Source organism: Streptomyces sp. NPDC096339 (genome assembly GCF_044762985.1).
In the GTDB taxonomy this organism is placed as follows: domain Bacteria; phylum Actinomycetota; class Actinomycetes; order Streptomycetales; family Streptomycetaceae; genus Streptomyces.
This window is the reverse complement of the sequence record NZ_JBIWFI010000016.1, coordinates 113,990-138,918: the sequence shown is the minus strand read 5'-3', so window position 1 is coordinate 138,918 and position 24,929 is coordinate 113,990. Positions and strand designations below refer to the sequence as shown.

Genomic DNA, 24,929 nt, shown 5'->3' with positions numbered 1-24,929 from the left:
TGCCATGGGGGAGCAAGCGCGGGATTCATCATCAGAGACCGACCGTGACAATACGTGGCAGCGACTGAACGCATACGCGTACCTCAGTGCGCCAGAGCGGCTGGAGTACGTAGCCATCATGCGGGTCTTCTGCGGCACCCTCCTTGCCGACCTCGCGGTGCCGGACGTGCTGACGAAACTGGCGGAGTCCAGTGGGTCGACGATCACGCTGGACGCAGAGACACTCACCGCCCGGCTGGAGCGGCTGGTGCACTGGGGCGCCTTGCTACGGAGCAGTCACTCGGTGAAAGCGTCGAGCATCACCGAGTACCAGCGGTCCCGGTCCCGCTACCAGCTGTCGAAGCTGGGCGAGCGGATCCAGCGGGACGCCGACGAGGTCCTGGCCGGGGCGGACGCCGCCCGCGAGGTGAGCAGCGAGCTGCTGGCGCTGGTAGAGCGCGGACTACGCGAACTGAGCGAGCTGGTCCAAAAGCCCGGAGGGGTAGAGCCGCAGAACGCATTGGAGCGAGTCAGCACGCTGTTCGTTCAGTTCACCGAGTTCGCGGACTCCGTGCGGGACTTCTATGCCTACCTCGGTCAGGTCCTGGCGCGCTACGACCTGGACAGCGCCGAGTACCAGGGCTTCAAGGAACTGCTGCTCGACTACGTCGAGGCGATCAGGGAGGACGTGGCCTTCCGCGCCCCTCGAATCGCGTCGATCCTCGACCTTCTGTGGCCGCACCTCCCTGGCCTCCTGGAGCGCCTCGACGCCCACGCCCGCGGTTTGTCAGGGGTTCCGGGGGCCGGCGGCCAGCCCGAGGTCCGGGTGCAGCGCAGCCGGGGCCGGGAGAAGGCCGATTGGGAGGGGCTCCGCGGCTGGTTCACCGACGTTGACGGGCAGGGAAGCCAGGTCGATCAGCTGCGTGATGCCACCATGCGCGCGCTTCAGTCCTTGCTGGCCAACGCCAAGCGGATGCTGCGCTCGGCCTCGGGGGAGATGTCGAGGCGCAAGGACCTCCTTCGGCTCGCCCGATGGTTCGACGAGGCAGCTCCGGAGGAAGCGCACGACATCGCGGTCGCTGCCTTCGGCCTCTACGGCGCCCGCCACCTGGGTATCCCGTCGGCCTCTGACGAGGCGGTTCCCGCGTACACCAGTTGGTGGAACGGCCCGGTGGTCGAGGTGCCGGTGGCGCTACGCGAGCGGGGCAGTCGGGCGCAGCGAGGCCGGGCCTCGGCCATGGAGAACCACTCGGCGCAAAAGCGGCACCTTCAGGAGGTCGCCCGTGCACAGGCCGAGGCCAGAAGGGCGGCCGCAGACGAACTGCGTAGCGCTGCGGGTCGCTTCGCAGACGTACGCCTCACCTCGGCGGCCCTCGGACTGCTACTGGAACTGCTGGCGACAGCACTGGGGAACGCTCGGCTGCGGCGCACTGGAGTTGGAGACCTGGACGAGGCACAGGAGTTCGACCTGGAGGCCGCACAGAGCGAGGATGCCGAGCTCGGCATCCGACTCACCGTACGTCGTTCCTCCGGTGCGGAGACGGTGCTGCACTCCGCCGACGGCGACCTCGTGCTGGGTGACCTGGAGCTGGATATCGGACGTGCAGCCGGCCCGGCCGGACGTGAGGTCGAGGTGAGTGTGTCGTGACGCTTCCTTCGGCACACGACGTGGCCCTGGCCACCGAACGCCGTGCCGCTGGTCGGCTGCTACTTGCCCACCCTTTGGTGACGTCGGTCGGCCCCTACGCAGACTTGTTCCCCTTGATACGCCGCCACGCCGACTGGTTGGGCAAGCGGTTCCAGCAGGTACTCGGCTACCGACTCCTGGTCGACGCCTCGTACGCCAGACTGTTCAAGGCCGGATTGGGCGTCGGCGCAGGGCACCGGCTGGAGCGATCCACCGGTACCGCCTTCACCCCGCGTACTTACTCCTGTCTCGCGCTCGCGCTTTCCGTGCTGGTGACCGCCCCGGAACAGATACTGCTTTCCCAACTGGTCGCTGACATCCGGGCCGCAGCAGCCGACGCAGGTGTCAAGCTAGAGGAAACGGGCCGCGCCGTGGAGAAGCGGACTCTGGTCGCCGCCCTTCGCCAGTTGATCGACTGGGGTGTCCTGACGGAGACCGAAGGCAGTGTGGGATCGCTCGTGCAGGAGGAAGGCGGCGAGGCCCTGATCACGGTGGACCGGGAGATCGCCCGGATCATCGTTGCCGGTCCGCTCACGCAGAGCCTGGACGGGACGGACCTGGTGAGGCGGGCTGCCGACCCCGGGTTCGGCGGTCCCCGCACCTATGTGCGCCGGATGCTCGTGGAAACGCCCGTCGTGTACCTGGATGAGCTGACCGATGCCGAGAGGGACTGGCTACGGACCAGGCAACGCCGCGAGGCCCAGGCGTTCTCCGAGCTTCTAGGACTCGAGGCGGAGATTCGCGGCGAGGGCGTGGCGCTGGTGGACCCTGAGGAGGAGCTGACGGACTTGCACTTGCCCGGCACCGGAACCGTCGCCCAAGCCTCGCTCCTCCTGGTGGAGCGCCTAGTGGAACGGCTGCGGCCTGCCGAGCCAGGGCATCCGGCAACTGGCGGGCGGCTCGTCATCGGGGTCGCCGTTCCAGACGGCCTGGTGGATGAGCTGCTGGCCGAGCTCATCACCGAGTACGGGCAGCGCGGCAACTGGCAGCGCGACTACCTTGAGGATCCCTCCTCATTGCGGAAGGCAGTTCTGGACCTGCTGAGCCGGATGCGGCTGGTGGCTCCCGACAGCACGCTCCGTTCCACGGGCCAGGGGTTGCCCGAGGGGTACGACGACGCGCTCCCGGAGGGCCGCTCCGTGACCGACGTGCTGGGCGCCCGCGCCGCCGGCACCGACTGGGTACTCCTCGCCGCGGCTGCGCGCTACGCCACACACGTCACCGAACGCCGGCCCGCCGGAGCGACACCCGGCATCGACATACAGCAGGAGCTGCCGCTATGACCCCGGGCGCGAACGGCCCCATCCCCCTTCAGCGATCCGCCACTGCAGCCGGCACGCGCTTCCGCCTGCACCGCGCAGGCATCCTCAACGTCTGGCAGTACGACGAACAGGAATTCGACTTCGGCGACGGACGACTGCTGCTACGTGGCAAGAACGGGGCAGGCAAGTCCAAGGCCCTGGAGATGTTGCTCCCGTACCTACTGGACGGCGACTCCCGCGCTCTGGACGCCACGGGTACGGGTCGAACGAGCCTCGTCTGGCTGATGCTGGACGGCTTCGAGCAGACGAACCGCCTCGGATACCTGTGGGTCGAGTTCCACATGACGACGGACGACGGTGGTGACCGATACCTCACTCTTGGGGCGGCCATCCGGGCATCGAAGTCGACGAAGAAGGCCGTGCCGGTCTTCTTCGTCACCCCGCTGCGGGTCGGCGAGGACTTCCGCCTGGTTGAGGCAGGTAGGCCCCTGCCAGTCGATCGCCTCAAAGAGGCTGTCGGCGCGGAGAACGTCACGGACCGTTCCGTCCACCACCGCTCGCGGGTCGCCCGTGAACTGTTCGGCATCACCGACGCAACGCGGTACCGCAACCTCACACAGCTCCTCCACCGGCTGCGACGTCCCACCGTCGGGGACCGGATCGAGTCCGGCGGACTCGCCTCCCTCCTGAGCGAGACGCTGCCAGGACTCGACGACGACGTAGTGGAGAAAGTCGCACGCAACCTCCACGACCTCGACGCCGTTCGAGAGGAGCTCGGCCGCTTGGAGCGCACCGACCGGGCCCTTCGCACCTTCCTAGGCGACTACCGCAGCTACCTGTCCGGAGTACTGCTCAGGACTGCGAAGAAGGTCGACGGAGAACTGGACGCCCTGGCGCAGCGACGCCTGCAGGCCGGAGAGGCTGCGAAGAAGACAGGCGCCCTCAAGGCACGGGAAGCCGAGGCTGAAGCACTTCTACGCGCGCTGCACGAGGAGGAGCAAGCCGCCCGGACCGAGCTCGACGCCCTGCGTGCGAGTAGCGCATACCGCAGTTTGGAAGAGTTGTCCGAGCGCCGGACCACGGTCGGCGCCCTGGGCACAGCGGCCGGAACGTCCTTCGCCGCGCTCGCCAAGGCGCACGACGCGGAAGAGGGTGCGGCAGACCGCCTGGCCGAGGGCATCGAGCATCTGGGCGAACGCCTTGGCGAACTAGGTACGGATCATCGCGAGCTCGTGGTGCAGGCCGAGAAGGCGGGACTCCCCACAGGCCATCTCGGCGAGACTGTCGGCCTGCCCCGAACGGATGTGGCCGGAGCTTCGGCGGCGGAACTCACGGGGCCTGACGCAGAAGTCCACATCGTGCGGCACCAACGGGTGATCGCCGTGGACGCCACGGCGGCGGAATCCGCCCTGCGGTCCTGGCGAGGACAGCTGGAAGACGCCGGCACGGTGGTGAAGCACCGGACCCGGACGGTGCAAGAGGTGGTCGGCCTGGTAGCACAGGTTGTGGAGACACGGGGGCAGGCAGCTGTTGCGGATGCCGAACATGAACGGCTTGAAGAGGAGGCGGAGGATGCTGCGGGCCGCCTCGAAGGCCTTCGGGAGAAGGTAGCCGAGGAGAGCGGTGGCTACCTCCGTCGGGTGGAGGCTTGGCTGGAGCACGTCCGGGCCGTGGCCGACCCGGACTGCCCTCCCTTGCATCCTGTCCGTGCGACGGTCGCCTGTGAGACCTCGCCGGAGGCCCCCTTCGCGGAGCGGGTGCTGCCACCCGACATCGACGGGCAGACTAAGCGCACCGCCCTGACGGTGCTGGAGCCGTACGGTGTGCAACTGACTCAACAGCGGGACACCCTCGCGCTGCACGTAGCCCGACTCACCGAAGAACGCGACCTTCTGACCAGGGAGAAGGAGGAGTGGGAGCGGCGAACCGATCCGGAGCCGCCCATCCCGTACCATCGCACCGCCGAGCGCGATCCAAGTACCGGAGCGCCCTTCTACCGGCTGGTGGACTTCGCTGACGGCCTGTCCTCCGCCGACCGGGCAGGCCTGGAGGCAGCGCTCGAAGCGAGCGGGGTTCTGGACGCTTGGGTGACCTCGGACGGAACGCTCCTCGATCCCCTGACGCGGGACGTCCTGTTCCAGCCTGGTGCCGTACTGCCGGACGGTTCGACTCTGGCCGCCGCGCTGCGCCCCGCCGCGCAACCGGAGGGCGGCATCGCACGCGAACGGGTCCAACACCTCCTGTCCGCCGTCGCCCTCGCCCCAGCTCAGGAAGTCGCCACCACCAGCGCGGTGTACTACGACGGCAGCTGGCGCCTCGGCCCGCTCCGCGGCCGGCATTCCAAGGACGGTGCCGAGTACGTGGGCGCCGCCGTACGAGCCGAGACACGACGGCGGAAGATCGCCGAACTGGAGGTTCGGTGGGCGGAAGCGGAGAAGCGGCTGTCCGACTACCGCAGGCAACTCGGCGGGCTCGACACCATCCGCCGGGACCTGGCATCGGCAGAACGCGACTTCCCCCGGCCGCAGTCACTCACCCGCGCCTGGCACGAGCTCGACTCCGGGGAGAAAGCCCTGCGGAACTTGACCGCCAAGGCGACGAAGGCGGCACGCCTGGCCGAGGAGGCACGTGCCGAGGCCGTGGCCGCCCGTAGCAAAGCAGAGGGAACCGCAACAGCCCACGACCTCCCCACCGACTCCGACGCCCTGGATCGCGTACGAACCGCCCTCGCAACCCTGCTCGACGGGATTGGACGCATGTGCCGGGCTATCTGCGGCGTGGCCGACGGGCTGGACAGGCACCGGGCGGGTCACACGAGGTACGAACGAGCCCGCCACGACCGCCTGGAGGCAGCGGAAAGCTACGGACTCCGACTCGGCGAACTGCGCTCGGCCCAGCAGGACCTCCGTACCCGTGAAGAAGCCATCGGTTCCTCCGAAGAGGAGATCCTCAGCCGCGAAGAGGAGACCAAGCAGCGCGTCGCGGCCGCCGCCCAGGCGCTGCCGGGAGCCGAACGGGGACACCACGACCTCCGCGACCAGAGGGTCCGCGCGGAGGAGGACGAGAAGCGAAGTCTCGAAGAGTTGCTGGAACAGCAGACGGCCGTCATCACCGCCGGAAGCACCCTACGCAGTGCGGTCGGTCGTCCGGAGGTAATCCGTGGCGCCGGGCTCGACCGTTCCTCCCTACCCACACTGCTGTTGGACGACCCCGGCGCGGATGTCCGTGTCCGCATCCGGTCCCTGCGCGAGCTGGCCGATGCAGTGCGGGGCGGTCTCGACCGTTCGAGGAAGGAAGTTTCTGACAGCACACTCCTCAACGGGCACACGGCACTGCGCGACCAGTTGGCCGGCGGGTACGACGCGCAACTCGAGGAACTCGCAGGGATCAAGATCTGCCGCCTGGTCGACGACCACGGTCCGCATGACGTCGCCGTCGTCGGCGAACGCATCGCTGATCGGGCCGCCGAAGCCCGCGGACGGCTCACCGAGCGTGAGAGCGAGGTCTTCCAGCGCTTCCTCACTGGCGAACTCGGCGACCACTTGTCAACGCAGGTCGTCACCGCCGCCAACCTCGTCTCCGCACTGAACGACACGCTCAAGACCGTGCGGACCTCACACGGGCTCGGCGTGGAGCTGCAGTGGAAGCTGGACGAGGACGTCGACGCCGACGTGCGGGCAGCCGTCGAGCTACTGCGCAGTCCTTCGAGCCTGCGCACCCGTGAGCAGGGCGAGCAGCTGCGCGAGGTGCTGCAGCGCCGGATCGAGGACGCCCGCCGGACCGATCCGTCAGCCGGGTACGCCGCCCACTTGCGCACCGCGTTGGACTACCGCGACTGGTTCCGTTTCCACACCTTCGTGGTCGAGGACGCCGTCCCCGGCCGCAAACGCAAGCTCACCGGACGCACCGGACTCAGCCAGGGTGAACAGCGCGTGCTTTCCTACCTCGTGCTCTTCGCTGCAGCCGCCGCCCACTTCACGACCCTCGGCGAGTCCGCACCGCACGCTCCCCGGCTGATCCTCCTGGACGACGCCTTCGCCAAGGTCGACGAACCCACCCATGGCCGGCTCGGCCGCATCCTGGTCGACCTCGACCTCGACTTCGTCCTCACCAGCGAGAGACTCATGGGCAATTGGCCCGAGGTGCCCTCCCTGCACATCTACGAGTGCCTCCGCGACCCGCACGCACGCGGGGTCGCCACCTTGCACTACACCTGGAACGGCCGGCACCGGCGCCTGGTGTCCGTATGAGCCGGATCCCCGCCACCACACATGACTGGCTGGCCGGGCCGGGACTCGTTCGGCTCTGGGAATCAGCGCGCAAGCGCCTGGAGGGCAATGGGCTTCAGGCCACCGGCTCGGTGCGGCTGTCAGGACTGGCAGTACAGGAGAGGAACGACCTGTCGCTCCTGCTCGGTAAGCCGATCACGGGAGCCACCGCCACGGTGCAGCTCGACTCACTCGACACCCGGCTGCGGTCCTCGGCCGCCGGCCTCGGTCTCAGGGACGTCCTCCAGGAACTCGGACCGCCCCTCACCGACCGCCGCGCCGCTCGGACGGAGGCCCAGGCACGGCGCGATCAGGTGTGGTCCTCACTCGCCTCGTCCCTGGAGGGCTGCCAACTCACCAACGAGGATTGGGCCTGGCGATGGTACGACGGGCTGCGCCGCACGGGCGTGCCCAACGGTGTAACACCCGCAACAGCGGTTCGTACCCTCGAGCAGGCGGTCCACGTCCTTACCCTGCTCTTCGGTCCCGGGCGGGCCAGCGCCTGGGGGCGGGGCGACCTCGCCGCCGAAGCCACCGGATCGGCCCACGGCCTGGACGACGGGACCTGGCTCGCTCGCCTCGTCCAACGGGGCATAGCCCTCGCCCACGACAGCGAGCTCCCCGACGACGCGGCCGGACGCCGCGCCTTGTGGCGGCTCGCATCCGTCACGCCGGACGAGGTCTCCAGCACTGTGCTCGCCTATGGCCTGCGCCCCGACGGCGGAGGCTGGCGGGAACGCTCCCTGTACGAACGAGCGGTCCACCACGTGGAAACCCACCTAACCCTGCGCGACTTGCACGCCCTGCGGCTCTCGCTGTCGGCCGGCACCCTCATCCGCATCTGTGAGAACCCACGCGTGGTGGAGGCCGCAGCCGACGCTGCCTGCTCACAACCTCTGGTGTGCACCTCGGGGAGTGCCGCGACAGTGGTCCTCACCCTCCTCGACGCCCTCGCGGCCACCGGCTGCCGCTTCGCCTACCACGGCGACTTCGACTGGCCGGGCATAGCTCTGGCCAACCGCGTGGTCCAGCGCTACCGCGCCGAGCCATGGCGGATGGGCGCCGAAGACTACGAACAGCTCGCAGCTCAGACCCAAGCCCGCAACGTCCCACAGCACCCGCTCACCGGCCCACCGACCACCGCGGACTGGGACCCGGGCCTCGCCCCAGCCATGGCCGCGCTCGGCATAGCCCTCCACGAGGAAGCCACGCTCGACCTGCTCGTGGCGGACTTGGCGTGACCATGGGCGGCCAACGAACGACGCTCTCGTCGGGGAGCAGGAACGTGGCAGGCCCCCACCGCACTGGCACACAGGCAGGCACCGCCGGACCCGTACGAGCCGGACGACACGCTCCAGCCCGCCACCGCGGACCGCCGCGCTCTGAGCACCACCAAGTCGTCTCCGAACGCTCCCCGCTGGGGAGAGTCTGGGGAGAATGAAGCCCCTTGGGGAGCGGCTGGGGAGGATCGGCCGCATCGATCGGCAGTACGGCGAAAGGGCCGGAAAGCCGGGTCGTCGCAGGTCAGAGCGCCTGTCCGGCCGATTCTCGCAGGTCAGCGCCGCGAGGGCGACGACTTCAAGAAGATCTCCTCCTGGGCCGCCATCCTCTTCGCCCCCACCCTGGTCGGCACCATTTACGGCATGAACTTCGAGGACATGCCGGAGCTGAAGTGGGCAGGCGGCTACCCCTTCGCAATCCTGCTGATGGCAGTGGTCTGCGTGAGCCTGTATGTCATCTTCAAGAAGCGTGACTGGCTATAGACAGTAGCCCACTCCATTGATCAACTTCACATTCACGAACGACCAAGAAGGTCACTTTCGAGGGCCTGGGGGGAATCTGGGGGGGGAATCCACTCCGCTGGGGAGCGAGCCACTTCACCCTCACCCGCCGTTCCGCCCGTCTGATGCAGCCCGACCTCAGGCACCCGGGGTCTGCCGCACGGTTGGGTGACAGGTCCGACTGCCGGTCCTCAGAATGGGTGAAATATAGGAAGACAATATCGCGCTGACGTGCCCCGGGACATTCTCAGCGGCATGATCACCCTGAAGCAAAGGTGGTCGACCATGAATTCAGTAGTGCACATCATCGGGTGTGGGGCACGTCCAACCCAGGACCTACCTCGGTTCGCGGCAGCACTGGGTAACGACGGATGGGATCCTTACGTCATCCTGAGCCCGGTAGGACGCCGATTCCTGGATCTCAACGAGGTCGATGAGTACTCAGGCCGGGCAGCGCGCTGGGACTTGGACCCGCATGACGCGAGAGAGTTGCCGCACGCGCACATGGTCGCTGTGGCGCCGGCATCGTTCAATACGATCACGAAACTCGCAGCCGGGATCGCAGACACATTGGCGCTCACCGTGATCAATGAGGCGGTCGGTGGAGGGGTGCCCGTACTCGTGGTGCCGTGGACGAATCCCAAACTGGGAGCGCACCCTGCGTACGTACGGGCAATGTCCGGCCTCCGAGAGTGGGGGGTTCAGTTCCTCCCCGCAGACCAGACCAGCCCTTTCCCGTGGACAGCGCTTCAGGAGGAGATGGTCCGGATCCACAAGCCCGACCGTGCGATTGAGTACCCGGATCCCAACGCTGACCGACCACAACGCTGACCCCCGCCTACAGAGGCCCAGCGTTGCGGCCCGCATGAACTTGCACCCGTAGGCACACTGTTGCTGCACGCTCCCCCGAGCAACTTGCTGCTGTAGGCGGCCTCGCCCAGGACGAGGCGCAGTATGATCCAGTCTCAAGCACAGCCGGGCATCGAGGTGGGGCGATGGGGACACAAGAGGTTTTGCGCGCCTACCGCTTCGCCCTGGATCCCTCCAGTGCCCAGTTGATCAACCTCGCTCGATACGCCGGGGCGGCCCGGTGGGCTTTCAACCATGCGATGGGCATCAAACAAGCGGCGCACCAGCAGTGGCGCGCTGAGGTGTGCGCCCTCGTAGAGTCCGGGATCTCCGAGCCGGAGGCCCGCAAGAGGGTCAAGATCTCGATACCTTCAAAGCCGGCCATCCAGAAGGCATGGGTCGCTGAAAGAGGCGACAGTCGGCACGACTTGGACGGCTCCTGCCCGTGGTGGCGAGAGGTCAACAACTACTGTTTCCAGTCGGGCTTCATCGACGCGGATACGTCCTGGCGGAACTGGCTCACATCCTTCCGCGGGGATCGCAATGGGCCCAGGGTAGGGTACCCCCGCTACAGGAGGAAGGGCCGTTGTCGCGACTCCTTCCGACTGCACCATGACGCGAAGCGTCCGTCCATCCGCCTGGTGGGCTATCGGAGGCTCAACCTGCCCAAGTTCGGCGAGGTACGGCTCCATGGCTCGGGAAAGCCCCTTGCGCGCCTCATCGCCCGGGATGGGGCAGTGATCCAGTCCGTGACGGTGTCACGCACCGGGAACCGTTGGAACGCATCGGTCCTGTGCAAGGTCCGGCAAGAGCTCCCACAGCGACCTACCACTCGCCAACGCGCCGGTGGGCTAGTTGGTGTCGATCTCGGATCGACATACCTTGCCGTCCTGTCCGATCGGCTGCATCAAGACGATCCTGGCAGCACGGTGGTGGAGCATCCGCGGCGACTGAATCAATCCATGGATCGCTTGGTGAAGGCCCAGCGCGCCTTGTCCCGGACAGCCAAAGGGTCAGCGCGGCGAGCGAAGGCGGCAAGCAAGTTCGCGCGCATCCATCACCAAATCGCCGAGCGTCGAGCGACAGACCTTCACAGGTTCACGAGGCGTCTCACGTCCAGCTTCTCGCACATTGCCATCGAGGGCATCAGCGTCCGGGGCATGATCGCCCAGGGAACGACAGCACCCAATCGTCCGCGCCGGGGGACCAAGAGCGATTCTCTTTTCAACAGGCGCCTGTCAGATGCCTCATTGGGAGAAGTAAAGCGCCAACTCTCCTACAAGGCTCCTTGGTACGGAGCCACCCTGATAACTCTCGCACCAGATGAACCCGTGCATCAGATCTGCTCGAGATGCGGCACGCAAAACTCACGCGTGACCGTCTTGGACAGCAAGTTCACCTGTCGCGATTGCGGTCTGGACATAGCCCGGCAGCGAAATGCGGCACGCAACATCATGCGTGCCGGCCGTCGGGCTATCGGAAACGTCACCCAGGGTACCGGGGAGACGATAAATGCTCGTGGAGGTGCGGTAAGACCCTATTCCCGTTCGGGTTTGGGGCGCGCAGCGTTGAACCGAGAAGACACCAGGCTGCAAAGTCCTGGTGCCACCCCGCGAGAGTGATCTCGCGGCGTCCCTCACGCTGTTCGGAGTACAAGCCGGTCCTCATGCGGACCGGAGTCGGCTCCGACAGTCGGGACGACCAATCCACTGGGTCCACTCCCAGCACCCCTAGCTTCGCATGAGCACATGCCGGCCACGGGCTGCAGCGGCGTCTGGACCGTGACCTGACGCAAGGACTCGAAAGCGGCGATGAGCTCGCACCTCGCACTACTGCGGACCCGCCTCGCCCGCCATCGCCCCAAACCCTCCACCTGACATACCTAGAACAGGACCTGACAAAGCATCACTAGACGTCGAGGATGAACCGAGCGGCGAGACTCAGGCGTGCCAGCGTCTCTGCGCGCGCGAACGCAGCCTGGTCGAGCTGCTGCGCATTGGATCGCCGGGTGAAGTAGGAGTGGAGGGCCTGCCGGGGCCTGCCACTACGGTTCCTCGTACCGCCGTGCCAGAGGTGCCCGTTGAAAATAACGAGGGAACCACTCGGCGCCAGGACCAGCTCCTCTGCAGGATGAGGAGCTGTCGGATCCATCATCACGTCGGCAGGAGATTGTGCCCAGAGATGCGATCCGGGCACGACACGCGTCGCCCCGTTGTCAACCGTGAAGGCGTCCAGCACCCATATGGAGTTGAAGACCTGGTAGTCACCCGGCTCCGGTGCGGTTCCGCCCCAGTCGGCGTGCAACGGCTGATCACCCTGGCTGGTCGATGGCGAACGACTGCTCAACGATGACAGCTTGAACTCCCCCAGCACGCGATGTACCGCGGCAAGGAGGAGAGGGTGAGTGAAGCAGACTTCGAACACTCCCCCCTTGTTGACCAGGTCCGAGACGCGTTCGGTACCTGGCTCCTTGTTGACCTCAGTGCCGGCGCTCTCGCCTTCCTCGGCCAGGAGATCGACCAACCGACGGCGCAGTTCCTCCACTTGATGGACCGACAGGAGGTCGCGGAGAACAACGAAGCCCCTCTCGTCGAGTTGGCGAGATGTCTCCTTGTCGAGCAGATCGCCGGTCACACCGAGATCACCCATCGCTTGAGTCGTGTCCACTGTTGGAGGTTCCCCCTCGGGTCGGCGACGGTCTACACGTCGGTGCCCAGGGCGCCCTGAACGTGTCCGGCGGCCATCCTGTGTGAGTCTGCCCAAGTCCGTTATCACGCAAGTGATATCACCAACGTGATGGCGGGTGCGGCCAGTTGGCAGCACGCTGGCTGGCCATGCTCTCGGGGCGCGCCGCATGAACGAGAGCCCAGCGCCACCTCAACCTGGATCACATCAACAGCGTTTCTTGATCAAATTTGTCTGGAGTGGAGACGCTCATCCTCGTAAGCTCGCACCTCAGAACCTTGATCAGCAGCGGTACGTACGACATGAGTGAATGAACCCGCACCAAAGGGGAGAATCGGGCATTGCTACGCATGACGACACTGGTGGCCTGTGGGGACCTCACTCACATCAAGGGGCATAGATTCGGCCATGCCTCCACGGAGATCAGCCAAGGGGCCGCTCCTACGGGCGAGTCGGGTGGAGCGCGATGAGTGCATCCAAGAGTTGCGCCATCATCGGGGCCGGCCTGACCGGTGCAACCGCAGCGTGGGAACTGGCCCGCCACGGCTACCGAGTTCGCGTCTACGAACGAGCTGACGTGGTCGGCGGGCATGTGCGGAGCGAGTGGCTCAGAGGCATTCCCTACGAGCCGCACGGAGCGCACATTTTCCACACGCACGACACCGAAGTGTGGCAACTGGTGAACGGCCTTACGGACTTCGTGCCGTACGAGCACCGCGTCACGATCCGTGTGCGTTCCCACCAGTTGAGCTGGCCGCTCCAGCGGAGCGAACTTTCCCGGCTCGAGGAATGGCCGGAGGTGGAGAAGGAACTGGCGTCACTGCCACACCGACCCGACTCGACCAACTTCGAGACCCACTGCCGGTCGATCATGGGAGAGACCCTTTACAACCTCTGCGTTCGCAACTACACGCAGAAGCAGTGGGGGCGCGACCCCGAGACACTCTCGGCATCCGTCGCAGCCAACCGGGTTGAACTCCGCTCCGATGGATACCGAGGACTGTTCCGTGATCCCCATCAAGGGTGGCCGGAGCGCGGGTACGCCGACCTCGTGGAAGCTCTCCTCGAACCCGCAGGGATCAATCTCGGGCAAGATGTGACCTACGCCGACCTTGAGGAGTTGACGTCTCCTGGTGAGCCCGTCGTGGTCACCTCGGCGCTGGACGACTTCTTCACCGGTGAACTGGGGCCGCTGGAATGGCGCGGTGTCCGTCTTGAAAGCCAGTTCATTCCGGATGTCCGACTCGCCCAGGCATCGATGGTGGTGAACGAACCAGACCTGTCCATCCCATGGACCAGGACCATCGAGACCAAGTGGGCCCTGGAGAAGCTTCACGACACTCCCGGAACCGTTGTCATGCGCGAGTACCCCGGCGCGCCGGCGAAGCACTACCCGGTTCCCGACAGCGCCGGGACCAACAGGGCGCTTCAACTCGCCTACGAGGCGAAGCTTTCTGCCGACACGCGGAATCCGCTCGTGGCTGCCGGACGTCTCGCCACCTACAGCTACATCAACATGGACCAAGCCATTCGACAGGGCCTTGACGCAGCACGCCGCATCATCGAAGCCCGCTGATCCGAGAGAAGGGGTCAGGCATGACCGTAGAATTGCTGCACATTCCCCAACGCGAGACGCTGAGTTCGGCCATTCCCATCGTGGTGCCGGTCGGACCGGATCACGATCCGAGGCCGGCCATAGCCTCCAGCCTGCGCGCCGCTTCGGAGGCGCGCCCCCACACACAGACCCTCCACATCCTCGTCTTCAACGGCACTCGTGAGCCCGCCGTGGACCCGGATCTCGTGATCAAGGAATTCAGCGGGGAGCCCGCCCTACTCGCTGTGGCCATCATCCCTGATGATGTCGGCTACATCCGAGCCGTCCAGGAAGGCATCGGGCTCGCCACACATCTGGCCGCCAGGCAGGACCTGGTCGGCTTCCTGGATGCGGATGCGGTCCTGCACGGCACCGCCCACTGGGAGTACTTGGAGCGCGTCCTCGCCACCGAGCCGAGCCTCGACGCGATCAGCGGCATGGTTGTCCACGAGCACTGCGAGATGTGGGAGACCCCGAGCTCTCAGAAGTTCATACGTACCTTGGAACGTGCGTGGGGCGTCGTGAACAAGCCGTACATCCAAGGAGGGGCCGGCGGAACCCTGGCTCGCCGTCCGGCCTTCGAGCGCGCCATCGATACGGCCCTGGACCTCGGCACCCTCATCGGGCCGAGTCTGTCAGCCAGTGCGCTTGCCGTCGGCCGCACGATCCGTGCTACGAGTCACCTGCCCTGCGGCCACACACCCCGCAGGACCCTTGAGGAGTGGCTGATCTCGGTCACTGCGTACGAGAAGTCGTGGCGGCGGCTCCTGGGGTTGTACGGAACCGAAATCGAGGGACCCTGGCGCGAGTTCCTGCAGAAGGCGCAAGCGGCGGTGAGCTCTGATCCCCGGCTCTCCCGTGACCTTGCCGATTGCCAGGTGCTCCGGCAGCTGGTTGTCGACCGCGTAAAGCAGGCTGAAGTCTCACTGGCCACAAGCATCTGACCGAAGGAGCAATGCAGTGATCCCGTTCCACTCCAACAGCAGGCAGCACGACGAGCTCTCGGAGGTGATATCCGAGTCTCTCGGTGCCATCGACCTCAAGGACGACACCGCTTTCGGCCAGACGGTCGAGAGGTTCGAGGGCATGCTGGCCGACTACTGCCAGGTCGGGTCCGCCGTTGCTGTCGCTTCAGGCACCGACGCGCTCATCATCGCTCTCCGCGCTCTGGACGCACCGCCCGGTGCGGAGGTCATCACCTGCGACTTCGGCTTCTACGCCACCGCCGCGAGCATCATCATGGCGGGCTTCACGCCGGTGTTCGTCGATGTGGCACCCGACCGGATGGTCATGGACCTCGACGCGGTCCGCGACGCCATCTCGCCGAAGACTGCGGCCATCGTGCCGGTCCACCTCTTCGGCGAGGCCATCGACATGTCGGCACTCCAGCAGATCGCGGACCAGCACTCGATCGCCATCGTCGAGGACGTTGCTCAGGCTCTCGGCGCCCGAAGCGGCGGCCAGCTCGTCGGATCCTTCGGCACTGCCTCCGCAATCAGTTTCAACTGGTCGAAGCACCTTTCCAGCTTCTCCAACGGCGGAGCCGTGCTCACCAATGACCAGGAGGTCGCCGCTCGCCTCCGCTCCCTGCGCGGCCACGGCAATGCCGGGGGCTTCCGTCACACGCGCATGGGCATCAACAGCAGGCTGAATCCCTTCGAGGCCGGCCTGCTGTCGGCGAAGCTGCCCTACCTGGACTCATGGATAGCCCGGCGGCGGGAGATCGCCGCTCGTTACACGACGAACTTTGCCTCGTCCCCGGACGTCGTCACGCCTGCGGCCACCGAGACCGAGGCACACGTTTACCACAAGTACACGATCCGAGTCCCGGACCGCGACGGGCTGCGTAAGCACCTTGCCGACGAAGGAGTCGGCACCCTGGTGTGCTACCCATGGCTGCTGCACGACCAGCCCGCATTCGAAGGGCACGCTCTGCGGGCGCACAGCTTCGGCCGTGCCGCCGAGGTGGCAGCCGAAGTCATCTCCATCCCGGTGTACCCGGAACTCAGTGACGGCGAGGTCGACTTCATCAGTGAGACCATCGCCTCCTACGTGAGCTCGGCAGCCTGATGTCCGGAACCAGCGAAGACACGATGGGCGAGCGGATGGCTGATCGTGTGTTACGCGGCGTCTACAGGCGATCGGGCGCGTGGCTCCTCGACGAGCTCGGACTCATCTCTGCCACCGAGACCCAAGACCTGGTCGAATACGGTCCGGTGAAGGCCGGCATGGCCTTCGCCGTGAACCCTCAGTTCAAGGCGCCGGTCAGCGGCCGTTCAGTCGTGGTAGGCGGAGCCTGCCTCACCAACACCGACGCGCAACTTGACCGGCTGCGGGCCGAGTTCGTAGCCGATACTGTGCAGCCGCTGCTGCTGGCGGCATGGGCCCAAGTGCCCTGTGTTCTGTTCCTGCCGATCGGTGAAGAGATCATCGTCAGCGACCCATCGATCGGCATTGACGCGTGGCGCCGCTTCGGTGACGGGCTCGAAGCCTTCGTCAACAGCATCGCCGCCTGTATTCCGGACGGGCGCCCACCCATACTGATCCGAACGGACTCAGACGCGGTGTCGGCGACGCTGGACACCGCCGTGGATGCCATCAGCGGCCTGGTCGCAGTGAAGGACCTGGACGACCTGTACACGATCCGGCCCTCACAGTCCGGGCAGAATCCGCCCGGTGCGGCCCGACTTCGCCAGTACCAGCGAAGCATCGTGACATACCTGCCGTCTGTGCTGTCGGAGCTGGTCGGCGGCCTCGAAGTCCAGCACGTCGTGGTCGCCGAGAATCTCCATCAGGCCAAAGCCATCAGGGCGGCTCGGACAGTATCGACAGCAACCGGGGCCCAGGGCCGGATCGACCACCTCGCTCACGTGCCATCGCCGTCGATCACGGGAACGGGCCGCATGGCTCGTGCGGAAGACCGCTCCACCCTGTTCTGCCTAGACCCGGAAAAGGTACGGACGGAGAAGCTCCACCGTATGCCACCCGTGGTCCGCCAGTTCTGGGAGAGCTCCTGGCCCCACACCCTTCGTAGGCCCAGTAGTGCTGTTGGTGATGGCAGCCTCGACAGCGTCCTCGACGAATGGCACCAACTTCTCGCCCGAGCCGCCGGCACGCCATCGGCTCAGGAGGCCATCGCCCGGCCCCTCCACGCCACCCACAAAGGAGTGACTCGATGAACAGCGATCGACCGATTGGCGTGATCGGCCTCGGTGAGATGGGCGGCACGATCGCCCGTCGGATCCTCTCCGTCGGCCATGGAGTGGTCGGCGTCGATATGGATCCGGAAATGGAGGATCTCGATTCCCCGTACTTCGAGCGCGCCCAGTACCCCGCAGACGCCGCCGAGCGCTGCAACGTCGTGCTCGTCATCGTGCACACCGACGAGCAGGTGCGGGAGGTGATCTTCGGGGAGCGGGGACTCATCGAGACCGCACGCCCGGGAACCATCGTGATCGTCCACTCGACGGTAGACCCGGCGACGTGCACGGCGCTCTCCAGCGAGCTCTCCGACCACGATGTCACGCTCATCGACGCGGGCATGAGCCGCGGGCGCGGCTCCATGCGTGACGGCGTCCTCACCCTGTTCGTCGGAGGTGATGCCGAGACCATCGAAGAAGCACGACGGGCGCTCCACCTGTACAGCAACAACATCGTCCACGCGGGCCCGGTCGGTGCCGGCATGGTCCTCAAACTCTGCAACAACCTGCTCCTTCACTCCAACCGTCTGGCGATGCTGGAGGTGGCGCACATTGCTGCTGCGGCCGGCGTGCCGCGTGAAGCCCTGCTGGACGGGGTTCGCTCCAGCACCGGCAGCAGCTGGGTGCTCGAGCACTGGGGCAAGAAGGACGACGACGCGCTGGTTGCGGGGATCGGCAGTCATCCCTTCGTGGACCGGACCGCCCGCGAGATTGCGCTCGCCCTCACCTACGCCAAGCGTCTCGGACTCACGCTGCCCGCGACGACCGCCACGGGGAAGTACCTGCCGGACATCCTCAGCGACGGGCTTCCCGCACACTTCGGCACGGACGCCTCCGGTGAACGGAGCGCCGACGGCCGCCTCCGGCAAGCCCGGCTCATAGAGGAGTTCCGGGCCAACGGAGGGCGACTGGGCGGCGTCCGGGAATCGTGGGAGATCCTCCTCCTCACGACCACCGGTGCACGCAGCGGGCAGCCCCGCACCACACCCCTGGCCTACGCGCGTGACGGCGATGATCTCTTCGTCTTCGCCTCGAACGGCGGAAACGACAAGACCCCGGATTGGTATCACAACGTTCGAGGCAACCCGAAGGTCACCGTGGAGATCGACTCCCGAACCTTCGAAGCAATCGCGGTCGACCTTTCGGGCGAGGAACGCGATCGGATTTACGCCCAGCAAGTGTCGCGCGATTTTGAGTACGCACGCTATGAAGCCAGCACATCCCGCGTGATACCGGTGGTGCGTTTGCAGAAAATAGCCGGGTAGTCGCCACCCATAGGTCATACGCATTCGAAGCTAGGGGCTCCAAGTGTTGTACGTCGACTTCGGCGTGGAAATGTCGTCAGGTCTGAACGGTGTGGGCCTCAGGGCCTGGGAGCTCGCCTCCGCCCTGGCGAAATACGAGGAAGTGTTGGTACTCACGCCCGACGTACCACACGTGGACGTCCTGGAGACCTGGGCCGGAGTTCCCTGGCAGGTCAGGAGCGAGGAGATCGTCCCGACCCCGAAGAAGGGGCGGGACATCTACCTCTACGGATTTGCAACCCCCACAGATGTCATCGGGCGATTCAAGGAAGCCGGGGTGACCTGCATATTCGATGCGATCGTATGGGCCCTGGAGTACACGACCTACCAGCGAGTGCACAATTCAAGCGATCGATCGGCGGAATACAGTGAGCTGCTAGACGAATATCTGACGCGTCTGCGATCGGCCGATGGATACCTCGTGGCCAGTGAGGTGGAGAAGCAGGTGCTGACAGGGATGCTCACCACCTGCCGGCCCGACGTTCTCCTCGAGCCAGGCCGGGACATGTCGCTCGACGATCTCATGTGGCTGCTTCCGGTGGGCTTCAGCGACAGAAACGAGCGGACGGGGTTGAAGAGGTCGGCTGAGCCGGCTGCTCTGGGTCCCGACTTCGTGTGGAACGGGGGCCTGTGGAACCACTACTCCCCGGTGACCGCCGTACGGGGGTTGAGTTCCCTTTTGGATGCGGGGCGCAACGCGTCCTTGTGGTTCCTGTACCCGCAGCGCGGCACCCCGACCGCGGCCTATCGAGCCGTCCAAGAGGCTGTGGCTGCGGATCCCCGCCTCGGCCGCCAAGTCACTTTCTGCCAGGGCGGCCTGTCCCTGGCGGACCGGATTGCGGTCATGGAGACGGCGCGGGCCTCGCTCTGCCTGTACGAACCTCACGTGCTGTGGGACCTCTGCCCGCCCATGAGGCTTCGCGAGACAGCGCTCTACCAGCTTCCTGTCGTAGCCCCGCGCAGGGGTGCGTTGGGCGACCTCGTGTCTGCACACGGGTTCGGTGTGACGACTGCTTCCCTGTCCGCGGACGATGTCGCGGCAGCGATGCTCTCCTGCTTGCAGGATGAACCCGCGGCGAAGATGCGCAAGGCCGCGGCGGCATTCGCGGAGGACCTTCGCTACGAGGCCGTGATCCCCGGGGTCGCAGCCTGGCTGGACAGGCTGCGCACGCGTTGAGACGCAGAGAGGTGGTGATCCTGGACCTGGACGGGACCCTGATCGACGAGCGGGGAACCGTCGATCAGTCATTCCTGGCCGCAGGGCGGGTCGTCCACGAGCGTGCCGGTATCGACGCCGACCGGTTCGCGCACACGGCTCGGGTGACTGCCCAGAGACTCTGGTGGAAGGCAACCTGGATCGACCCACTCAGCGACATGTTCGGGATATCGGCATGGGACGGGCTCTCAGAGGACTTCGAGAGGGCCGTCCCGGCTCTGGACCGGCTACGGGCGTGGCTGCCGGCGTTCCGACGGGCTGCTTGGAGGCTTTCGCTTGAAAGGGTCGGGGTTTCCGACCGGGCACTGGCCGAAACCGTCGGCATCAGCTATGCGAACCATCGTCACCAGAACGTACGCCTTCTTCCCGGAGCCGCAGAACTGACCGGGAGGCTCGTACAAGAAGAGCGGCGCCTCGTCGTGCTGACCAACGGTCCGGGAGACGGGCAGCGACGCAAGCTCGAACGTTCGGGCCTGCTGGAACACGTTCGTGATCTTGTAATCTCTACCGAGGCAGGGTTCGCCAAGCCGGATCCACGAGCTGTCGCCCTCGCGATCGAGCGCGCGGGCGGCCGGCGCGAAGAGGCGATCATGGTCGGCGACACCTACGACCGTGACGTCCTCGGTGCACTGGCCTGCAAGGTGCCGGCCGTCTGGATCACCGATCAGTCACCCCCAGGCAGAGACCAGCATCCGCTGGTTACCCCCGTGTCTTCGACCGAGGCGGTACTACCCGCTCTACACGCTCTGGAGAGGCCTCGCGGCTGATCCCCATCTCACACCGTGGACGCTTGGCCCCGACGCGCGCCCAGCACCCGGTAGGGCTGCCCATAATGACGCCCTTTCAGCGAGGTGGGCCGCGATATCCTATCCGTGCGACGGCTGGGTCGAACTGTGATTTCCGGAGCACACCCAGCCAAGACCAACACACGAGTCCGGACGGACTCATCACTTTCCGCAACAAGGACTGGAACAGATGGCTGACGAGCAAGGGTCCACCGCCCGGGAGACCTACGACCCCCACGCCGGCATCGACAGGTGGCTTCGGCTGTGGCGGGAAGAGCGACTCTTCGAGGCGGAGGAGCTAACGCCTGCAAGCCCGAAGGACGAGAAGCGCACCCTCGTCGTCAGCATGTTCCCCTACCCCTCTGGCGACCTCCACATGGGGCACGCCGAGGTGTACAGCATCAGCGACACGATGGCCCGCTTCGCGCGGATGCGCGGCCAGCAGGTCCTCAACCCCATCGCGTGGGACTCCTTCGGCCTGCCCGCCGAGAACGCAGCCCGCAAGCGGAACCTCGACCCTCGCGACTGGACCTACGGAAACATCGACATCCAGGCGGAGTCGTTCGAGCGTCTGGGCATCTCCTTCGACTGGCGCACCAGGTTCCACACCTCGGACCCGGAGTACTACCGATGGAACCAGTGGCTGTTCCTGAAGTTGTTCGAGCGCGGTCTCGCCTACCGCAAGGAAGCCCCTGTCAACTGGTGTCCTACCGACGAGACTGTTCTGGCAAACGAGCAGGTCATCCAGGGCAAGTGCGAGCGGTGCGGCACGGACGTGGTGAAGCGCAACCTGACCCAGTGGTTCTTCCGCACCACGGAATACGCCCAGCGTCTGCTGGACGACATGGACCAGCTGCAGGGCAAGTGGCCCGACGAGATCCTCAGCATGCAGCGGAACTGGATCGGCCGCTCCAGCGGTGCTCACATCGACTTCCAGGTCGAAGGCCGCGACGAGCCGGTCCGCGTCTTCAGCACCCGGCCCGACACCCTCTACGGGGCCACGTTCTTCGTCGTAGCCGCGGACTCCGCACTTGCCGACGAACTGTGCGACGCGGAACACAGGGCCGCCTTCGACGAGTACCGGGCCGGCCTGGTCTCCAAGGCCGAGATGGAGCGGCTGGCCATCGACCGCCCCATGACCGGCGTGTTCCTCGGCTGCTACGCGGTCAATCCGGTCAGCGGGGAGAAGCTCCCCATGTACGCCTCCGACTACGTGCTGGCTGACTACGGCACCGGGGCTGTCATGGCTGTCCCGGCCCACGACCAGCGCGACCTCAACTTCGCCCGCGCCTTCGACCTTCCCGTCCGCGCTGTTGTCGACACCGGCGAGCCGGACCCTGCCGACACCGGCATCGCGACTGCCGGTGATGGTGTGCTGATGAACTCGGCCGCACTCAACGGACTGCGCAAAGACGAGGCCATCGCCGCTGTCATTTCCGACTTGGAGCAACGAGGCCTCGGCAAGGGAGCCATCACCTACCGTCTGCGTGACTGGCTCCTGTCGCGACAGCGGTACTGGGGAACTCCGATCCCGATCGTCTACTGCGACTCGTGTGGCGCGGTCCCCGTCCCGGAGGATCAACTTCCGGTCAAGCTTCCCGAGACCGGCTACACGCTGCGCCCCGAGGGCGGCAAGTCTCCTCTGGAGACCGCCACCGACTGGGTGAAGGTCGACTGCCCCTCATGCGGTCGAACGGCCCGTCGGGACACCGACACGATGGACACCTTCGTCGACTCCTCGTGGTATTTCCTCCGGTACCCCAACCCCGGCTACGAAGAAGGCCCGTTCGACCCGACAGGTGTCGCGGCTTGGCTCCCGGTCGACGAGTACATTGGCGGCAAGGAGCACGCAACCGGCCACCTGATGTACGCCCGGTTCCTCACCAAGGCGCTCCACGACATCGGGCTGGTCCCGTTCACCGAGCCGTTCACCCGCCTGACCAACCAGGGTCAGGTCATCATGAACGGCAAGGCCATGAGCAAGAGCCTGGGCAACTTGGTGAACCTCCAGGAGCAGATCACCCAGCACGGCCCGGACGCGGTGCGGGTCACGATGCTCTTCGCCAGCCCGCCCGAGGACGACATCGACTGGGCGGATGTGTCGCCTGCTGGATCCGTCAAGTGGCTCGCACGGGTCTGGCGCTTGGCGTGCGACGTCGGCAACGCAGCCCCTGCGCCCGTCGGCACTACGGGCGACCTCGAGCTCCGCAGGGGGGTTCACCGACTCATCGCCGAGACCACACAGGCAATGGACAGCAAGAGGTTCAATGTCGGCATCGCTCGCCTGATGCAGCTCACCAACATGCTCCGGCTGGCCGTCGATCGGCAGCCGGGTCCGGGGGATGCTGCCGTCCAAGAGGGCGCTGCAGCACTGGTCCGCATGCTGGCCTGCATCGCCCCGTTCACAGCCGAGGAGAGTTGGGTCCGGTTGGGTCAGGTGCCCTCTGTACTCAAGGCCGGCTGGCCGGAGGCGGACCCTGCGCTTCTGGTCGAGGAGCAGGTGACCTGCGTTGTTCAAGTCGCGGGTAAGTTCCGCGACCGCATTGAGGTTTCCCCCGACATCAGCGAAGAGGACCTGGAGCAGCTGGCGCTGAAATCCGAGAAGGTCCGAGCAGCTCTCGGTGGCGCAGCCGTGGCAAAGGTGATCGTGCGGGCTCCGAAGCTCGTGAACTTCGTGCCGGCCCGCGGCTGACCTGTACCGACTTGTAGCGTCTGCCCGCATGGCGTCCACGCCCATGCGGGCAGACGCGTTCCAAGGCTCATGTCTGATGGCACAGGGCAGAGGGCATCGCGCCGGATTTGACCATGCCGCCCAACTGTCGGGTGGGCGAGGAAAGGACAGTTCGATATGGGATACACCCGGGGCCGGAGCGTCACGCACTGCCCGTACTGCGGGACTTCCTACTCCGCAAGAACCGAGTGGCCCAGGGACTGTTCAGGATGCGGGGAGACGAACTGGGCCAATCCTGCGCCTGTTGCAGTCGCAGTGCAGCCTGTCATCACCGAGGCCGGCAGGCGAGGACTGGTGGTGGTACGGCGGGATCTCGAGCCCTGCCGCGGCCAGTTGGCGCTTCCTGGTGGATACATAGAGGTGGGCGAATCCTGGCAGCAGGCCGCCGTCCGGGAGCTGAAGGAGGAGACGGGGCTCGATGCTGCCGCGGATCGTGTCCGACTCTTCGATGCCGGCAGTACGGTCAACACCCTCGACCTGTTTGCCCTGCTACCCGAACGTGACGCAGTGTCCCTCCCCGCATCGGCGGCCACGGCCGAGACAACGGAGTGGCTCGTGCTCGACGAGGCTGTGGAACTCGCCTTCCCCGCGCATACCGCGGCGATGCAGAGGTTCTTCTCGCAAGACCACGCCGCTCTCGGGTCCTAACCTGCGTCGGGAGCCCGATCAGTAGCGTTGAACGCCCCGATGGTCTGGTTGACGACGGCGAGACCCTCGTCAACCAGACTTCACTCCAGGATCACTCCGACCGCGTTGCGGCCGCCGCGCGCGAACTGGGGGTCCAATCAGCGGTCACGGATGCGTGCCAGCCGAGGCGGGGAGCATCGCCGTAATCGTCCACCGCTGAGTGCCACACCGCGCGATTGTCCCAGACCGCGATGTCACCTGGCTGCCAGCGGTGCCGGACCACGAACCGGGGCTGGGTGGCGTGCTCCAGAAGCAATCGCCTGAGCGTGGCCTGCTCAAGCTCGCTCAGGCCGGTGATGCGGACGGCGGATGTGCTGTAGTACAGGCCACGTTCGCCGGTTTCGGGGTGATTGATCGCCAAAGGGTGCTCGACTTCGAGGCGCTCGCCCGCGTTGGCTCGGGTTGTCGGCGAGTACTGTGCAGGATCACCCAGGTAAACAGCGGTGAGTTCATCGAAGAGGCGTTGCATGGGGCGTGACAGGGCTCTGTAGGCGGCTTGCAGGTCAGCCCACATCGTGTCACCCCCTGCCGGCGGCGTGATTTTGAGTTGCAAGAGTTCAGCAACGAATGGGTTCTTGCGCCATGGACCGCCGATGTGCCAGTCCTTGGCGGGGCCATGCTCTGTCGCCACGGGGTTGATGTACGGGCTCTCGGACAGCTGCGGCATCGTCGGATGGACGAACAATTCCCCAAATATCTGGCAAAAACGCTCAAATTCTTCGACGCTGAGATCCTGCTCCTTGATGAAGAGAACCTTGCGATCCAGAAGAGCGGACCGCAGGGCAGCCCTCACCTCCTCATCCATCGGCTTCCTGAGGTCCAATCCGGTGACCTCACCGCCGATCGTCGGGTTCAACGGGACGACGTTGAAGCTGCTTCCCGTGATCTTTTGTGCCATTTC

17 protein-coding genes and 1 pseudogene are annotated in these 24,929 nt (G+C 66.0%); 16 read left to right on the top strand and 2 right to left on the bottom strand.

Annotation, left to right across the window (positions count from 1 at the left end; genetic code table 11):
- Positions 1 to 4: 4 nt before the first annotated feature.
- The 7 genes and pseudogenes from ACIQ5Y_RS21585 (at position 5) to ACIQ5Y_RS21555 (ending at position 11,448) form a co-directional block, all read left to right on the top strand.
- On the top strand, positions 5 to 1,627 hold the full coding sequence (locus ACIQ5Y_RS21585) for a TIGR02677 family protein (protein WP_403882602.1): 1,623 nt from the start codon (positions 5 to 7) through the stop codon (positions 1,625 to 1,627).
- Entirely contained in the window at positions 1,624 to 2,949 is a 1,326-nt protein-coding gene (locus ACIQ5Y_RS21580) for a TIGR02678 family protein (protein ID WP_403882599.1), read from the top strand. The genes ACIQ5Y_RS21585 and ACIQ5Y_RS21580 overlap by 4 nt, the downstream gene beginning before the upstream one ends.
- On the top strand, positions 2,946 to 7,178 hold the full coding sequence (locus ACIQ5Y_RS21575) for a TIGR02680 family protein (protein WP_403882596.1): 4,233 nt from the start codon (positions 2,946 to 2,948) through the stop codon (positions 7,176 to 7,178). Before ACIQ5Y_RS21580 ends, ACIQ5Y_RS21575 begins: the two co-directional genes overlap by 4 nt.
- Complete coding sequence (locus tag ACIQ5Y_RS21570) at positions 7,175 to 8,437, top strand: TIGR02679 family protein (RefSeq protein ID WP_403882593.1); 1,263 nt, start codon at positions 7,175 to 7,177, stop codon at positions 8,435 to 8,437. Before ACIQ5Y_RS21575 ends, ACIQ5Y_RS21570 begins: the two co-directional genes overlap by 4 nt.
- A 336-nt stretch (positions 8,438 to 8,773) precedes the next feature.
- Positions 8,774 to 8,959: pseudogene (locus ACIQ5Y_RS21565) on the top strand (CorA family divalent cation transporter); the annotation flags it as partial.
- Between the two features lie 273 nt (positions 8,960 to 9,232).
- The gene (locus ACIQ5Y_RS21560) at positions 9,233 to 9,808 is read left to right on the top strand and encodes a flavoprotein (RefSeq protein WP_403882590.1); all 576 of its coding nucleotides are present in this window, start codon (positions 9,233 to 9,235) and stop codon (positions 9,806 to 9,808) included.
- Between the two features lie 164 nt (positions 9,809 to 9,972).
- On the top strand, positions 9,973 to 11,448 hold the full coding sequence (locus ACIQ5Y_RS21555) for an RNA-guided endonuclease InsQ/TnpB family protein (RefSeq protein WP_403882588.1): 1,476 nt from the start codon (positions 9,973 to 9,975) through the stop codon (positions 11,446 to 11,448).
- 286 nt (positions 11,449 to 11,734) lie between these two features.
- On the opposite strand, the gene ACIQ5Y_RS21550 is transcribed toward ACIQ5Y_RS21555, so the two are convergent.
- Positions 11,735 to 12,493 (bottom strand): phytanoyl-CoA dioxygenase family protein, encoded by a 759-nt coding sequence (locus ACIQ5Y_RS21550; protein ID WP_403882585.1) that lies wholly within the window; start codon positions 12,491 to 12,493, stop codon positions 11,735 to 11,737.
- 484 nt (positions 12,494 to 12,977) lie between these two features.
- Here ACIQ5Y_RS21550 and ACIQ5Y_RS21545 point away from each other — a divergent pair, with 484 nt between their 5' ends.
- The 9 genes from ACIQ5Y_RS21545 (at position 12,978) to ACIQ5Y_RS21505 (ending at position 23,989) form a co-directional block, all read left to right on the top strand.
- Positions 12,978 to 14,087, top strand: a complete 1,110-nt coding sequence (locus tag ACIQ5Y_RS21545) for an FAD-dependent oxidoreductase (RefSeq protein WP_403882582.1) — start codon at positions 12,978 to 12,980, stop codon at positions 14,085 to 14,087.
- Positions 14,088 to 14,107: 20 nt separating this feature from the next.
- Positions 14,108 to 15,049, top strand: a complete 942-nt coding sequence (locus ACIQ5Y_RS21540; protein WP_403882579.1) for a hypothetical protein — start codon at positions 14,108 to 14,110, stop codon at positions 15,047 to 15,049.
- A gap of 16 nt (positions 15,050 to 15,065) precedes the next feature.
- On the top strand, positions 15,066 to 16,175 hold the full coding sequence (locus ACIQ5Y_RS21535) for a DegT/DnrJ/EryC1/StrS family aminotransferase (protein ID WP_403882576.1): 1,110 nt from the start codon (positions 15,066 to 15,068) through the stop codon (positions 16,173 to 16,175).
- A complete protein-coding gene (locus tag ACIQ5Y_RS21530; protein WP_403882573.1) occupies positions 16,175 to 17,284 on the top strand; it encodes a hypothetical protein in 1,110 nt (369 codons plus the stop codon). Before ACIQ5Y_RS21535 ends, ACIQ5Y_RS21530 begins: the two co-directional genes overlap by 1 nt.
- Positions 17,281 to 18,570, top strand: coding sequence for a nitroreductase/quinone reductase family protein (locus ACIQ5Y_RS21525; protein WP_403882571.1), 1,290 nt, complete (start codon positions 17,281 to 17,283; stop codon positions 18,568 to 18,570). The genes ACIQ5Y_RS21530 and ACIQ5Y_RS21525 overlap by 4 nt, the downstream gene beginning before the upstream one ends.
- Positions 18,571 to 18,613: 43 nt before the next feature.
- Positions 18,614 to 19,786 carry a hypothetical protein gene (locus ACIQ5Y_RS21520; RefSeq protein WP_403882568.1) on the top strand — a complete coding sequence of 391 codons (1,173 nt, stop codon included), beginning with the start codon at positions 18,614 to 18,616 and terminating at the stop codon, positions 19,784 to 19,786.
- Positions 19,787 to 19,800: 14 nt separating this feature from the next.
- Positions 19,801 to 20,592 carry an HAD family hydrolase gene (locus tag ACIQ5Y_RS21515; RefSeq protein ID WP_403882566.1) on the top strand — a complete coding sequence of 264 codons (792 nt, stop codon included), beginning with the start codon at positions 19,801 to 19,803 and terminating at the stop codon, positions 20,590 to 20,592.
- Positions 20,593 to 20,800: 208 nt separating this feature from the next.
- Positions 20,801 to 23,302: a leucine--tRNA ligase gene (gene leuS / locus ACIQ5Y_RS21510; protein ID WP_403882563.1), complete on the top strand. Its 2,502-nt coding sequence runs from the start codon at positions 20,801 to 20,803 to the stop codon at positions 23,300 to 23,302.
- Between the two features lie 294 nt (positions 23,303 to 23,596).
- Positions 23,597 to 23,989 carry an NUDIX domain-containing protein gene (locus tag ACIQ5Y_RS21505; RefSeq protein WP_403882560.1) on the top strand — a complete coding sequence of 131 codons (393 nt, stop codon included), beginning with the start codon at positions 23,597 to 23,599 and terminating at the stop codon, positions 23,987 to 23,989.
- A gap of 91 nt (positions 23,990 to 24,080) precedes the next feature.
- Here the strand turns inward: ACIQ5Y_RS21505 and ACIQ5Y_RS21500 are convergent, their stop codons facing one another.
- Complete coding sequence (locus tag ACIQ5Y_RS21500) at positions 24,081 to 24,926, bottom strand: TauD/TfdA dioxygenase family protein (protein ID WP_403882557.1); 846 nt, start codon at positions 24,924 to 24,926, stop codon at positions 24,081 to 24,083.
- Between the last annotated feature and the right edge of the window lie 3 nt (positions 24,927 to 24,929).

Bases quoted from the DNA above. Each gene is read 5' to 3' on its own strand.
- ACIQ5Y_RS21575 (WP_403882596.1), top strand. From the start codon at position 2,946: ATGACCCCGGGCGCGAACGGCCCCATCCCCCTTCAGCGATCCGCCACT.
- leuS (WP_403882563.1), top strand. From the start codon at position 20,801: ATGGCTGACGAGCAAGGGTCCACCGCCCGGGAGACCTACGACCCCCAC.
- ACIQ5Y_RS21555 (WP_403882588.1), top strand. From the start codon at position 9,973: ATGGGGACACAAGAGGTTTTGCGCGCCTACCGCTTCGCCCTGGATCCC.
- ACIQ5Y_RS21530 (WP_403882573.1), top strand. From the start codon at position 16,175: ATGTCCGGAACCAGCGAAGACACGATGGGCGAGCGGATGGCTGATCGT.
- ACIQ5Y_RS21585 (WP_403882602.1), top strand. From the start codon at position 5: ATGGGGGAGCAAGCGCGGGATTCATCATCAGAGACCGACCGTGACAAT.
- ACIQ5Y_RS21500 (WP_403882557.1), bottom strand. From the start codon at position 24,926: ATGGCACAAAAGATCACGGGAAGCAGCTTCAACGTCGTCCCGTTGAAC.
- ACIQ5Y_RS21540 (WP_403882579.1), top strand. From the start codon at position 14,108: ATGACCGTAGAATTGCTGCACATTCCCCAACGCGAGACGCTGAGTTCG.
- ACIQ5Y_RS21545 (WP_403882582.1), top strand. From the start codon at position 12,978: ATGAGTGCATCCAAGAGTTGCGCCATCATCGGGGCCGGCCTGACCGGT.
- ACIQ5Y_RS21560 (WP_403882590.1), top strand. From the start codon at position 9,233: ATGATCACCCTGAAGCAAAGGTGGTCGACCATGAATTCAGTAGTGCAC.
- ACIQ5Y_RS21525 (WP_403882571.1), top strand. From the start codon at position 17,281: ATGAACAGCGATCGACCGATTGGCGTGATCGGCCTCGGTGAGATGGGC.
- ACIQ5Y_RS21570 (WP_403882593.1), top strand. From the start codon at position 7,175: ATGAGCCGGATCCCCGCCACCACACATGACTGGCTGGCCGGGCCGGGA.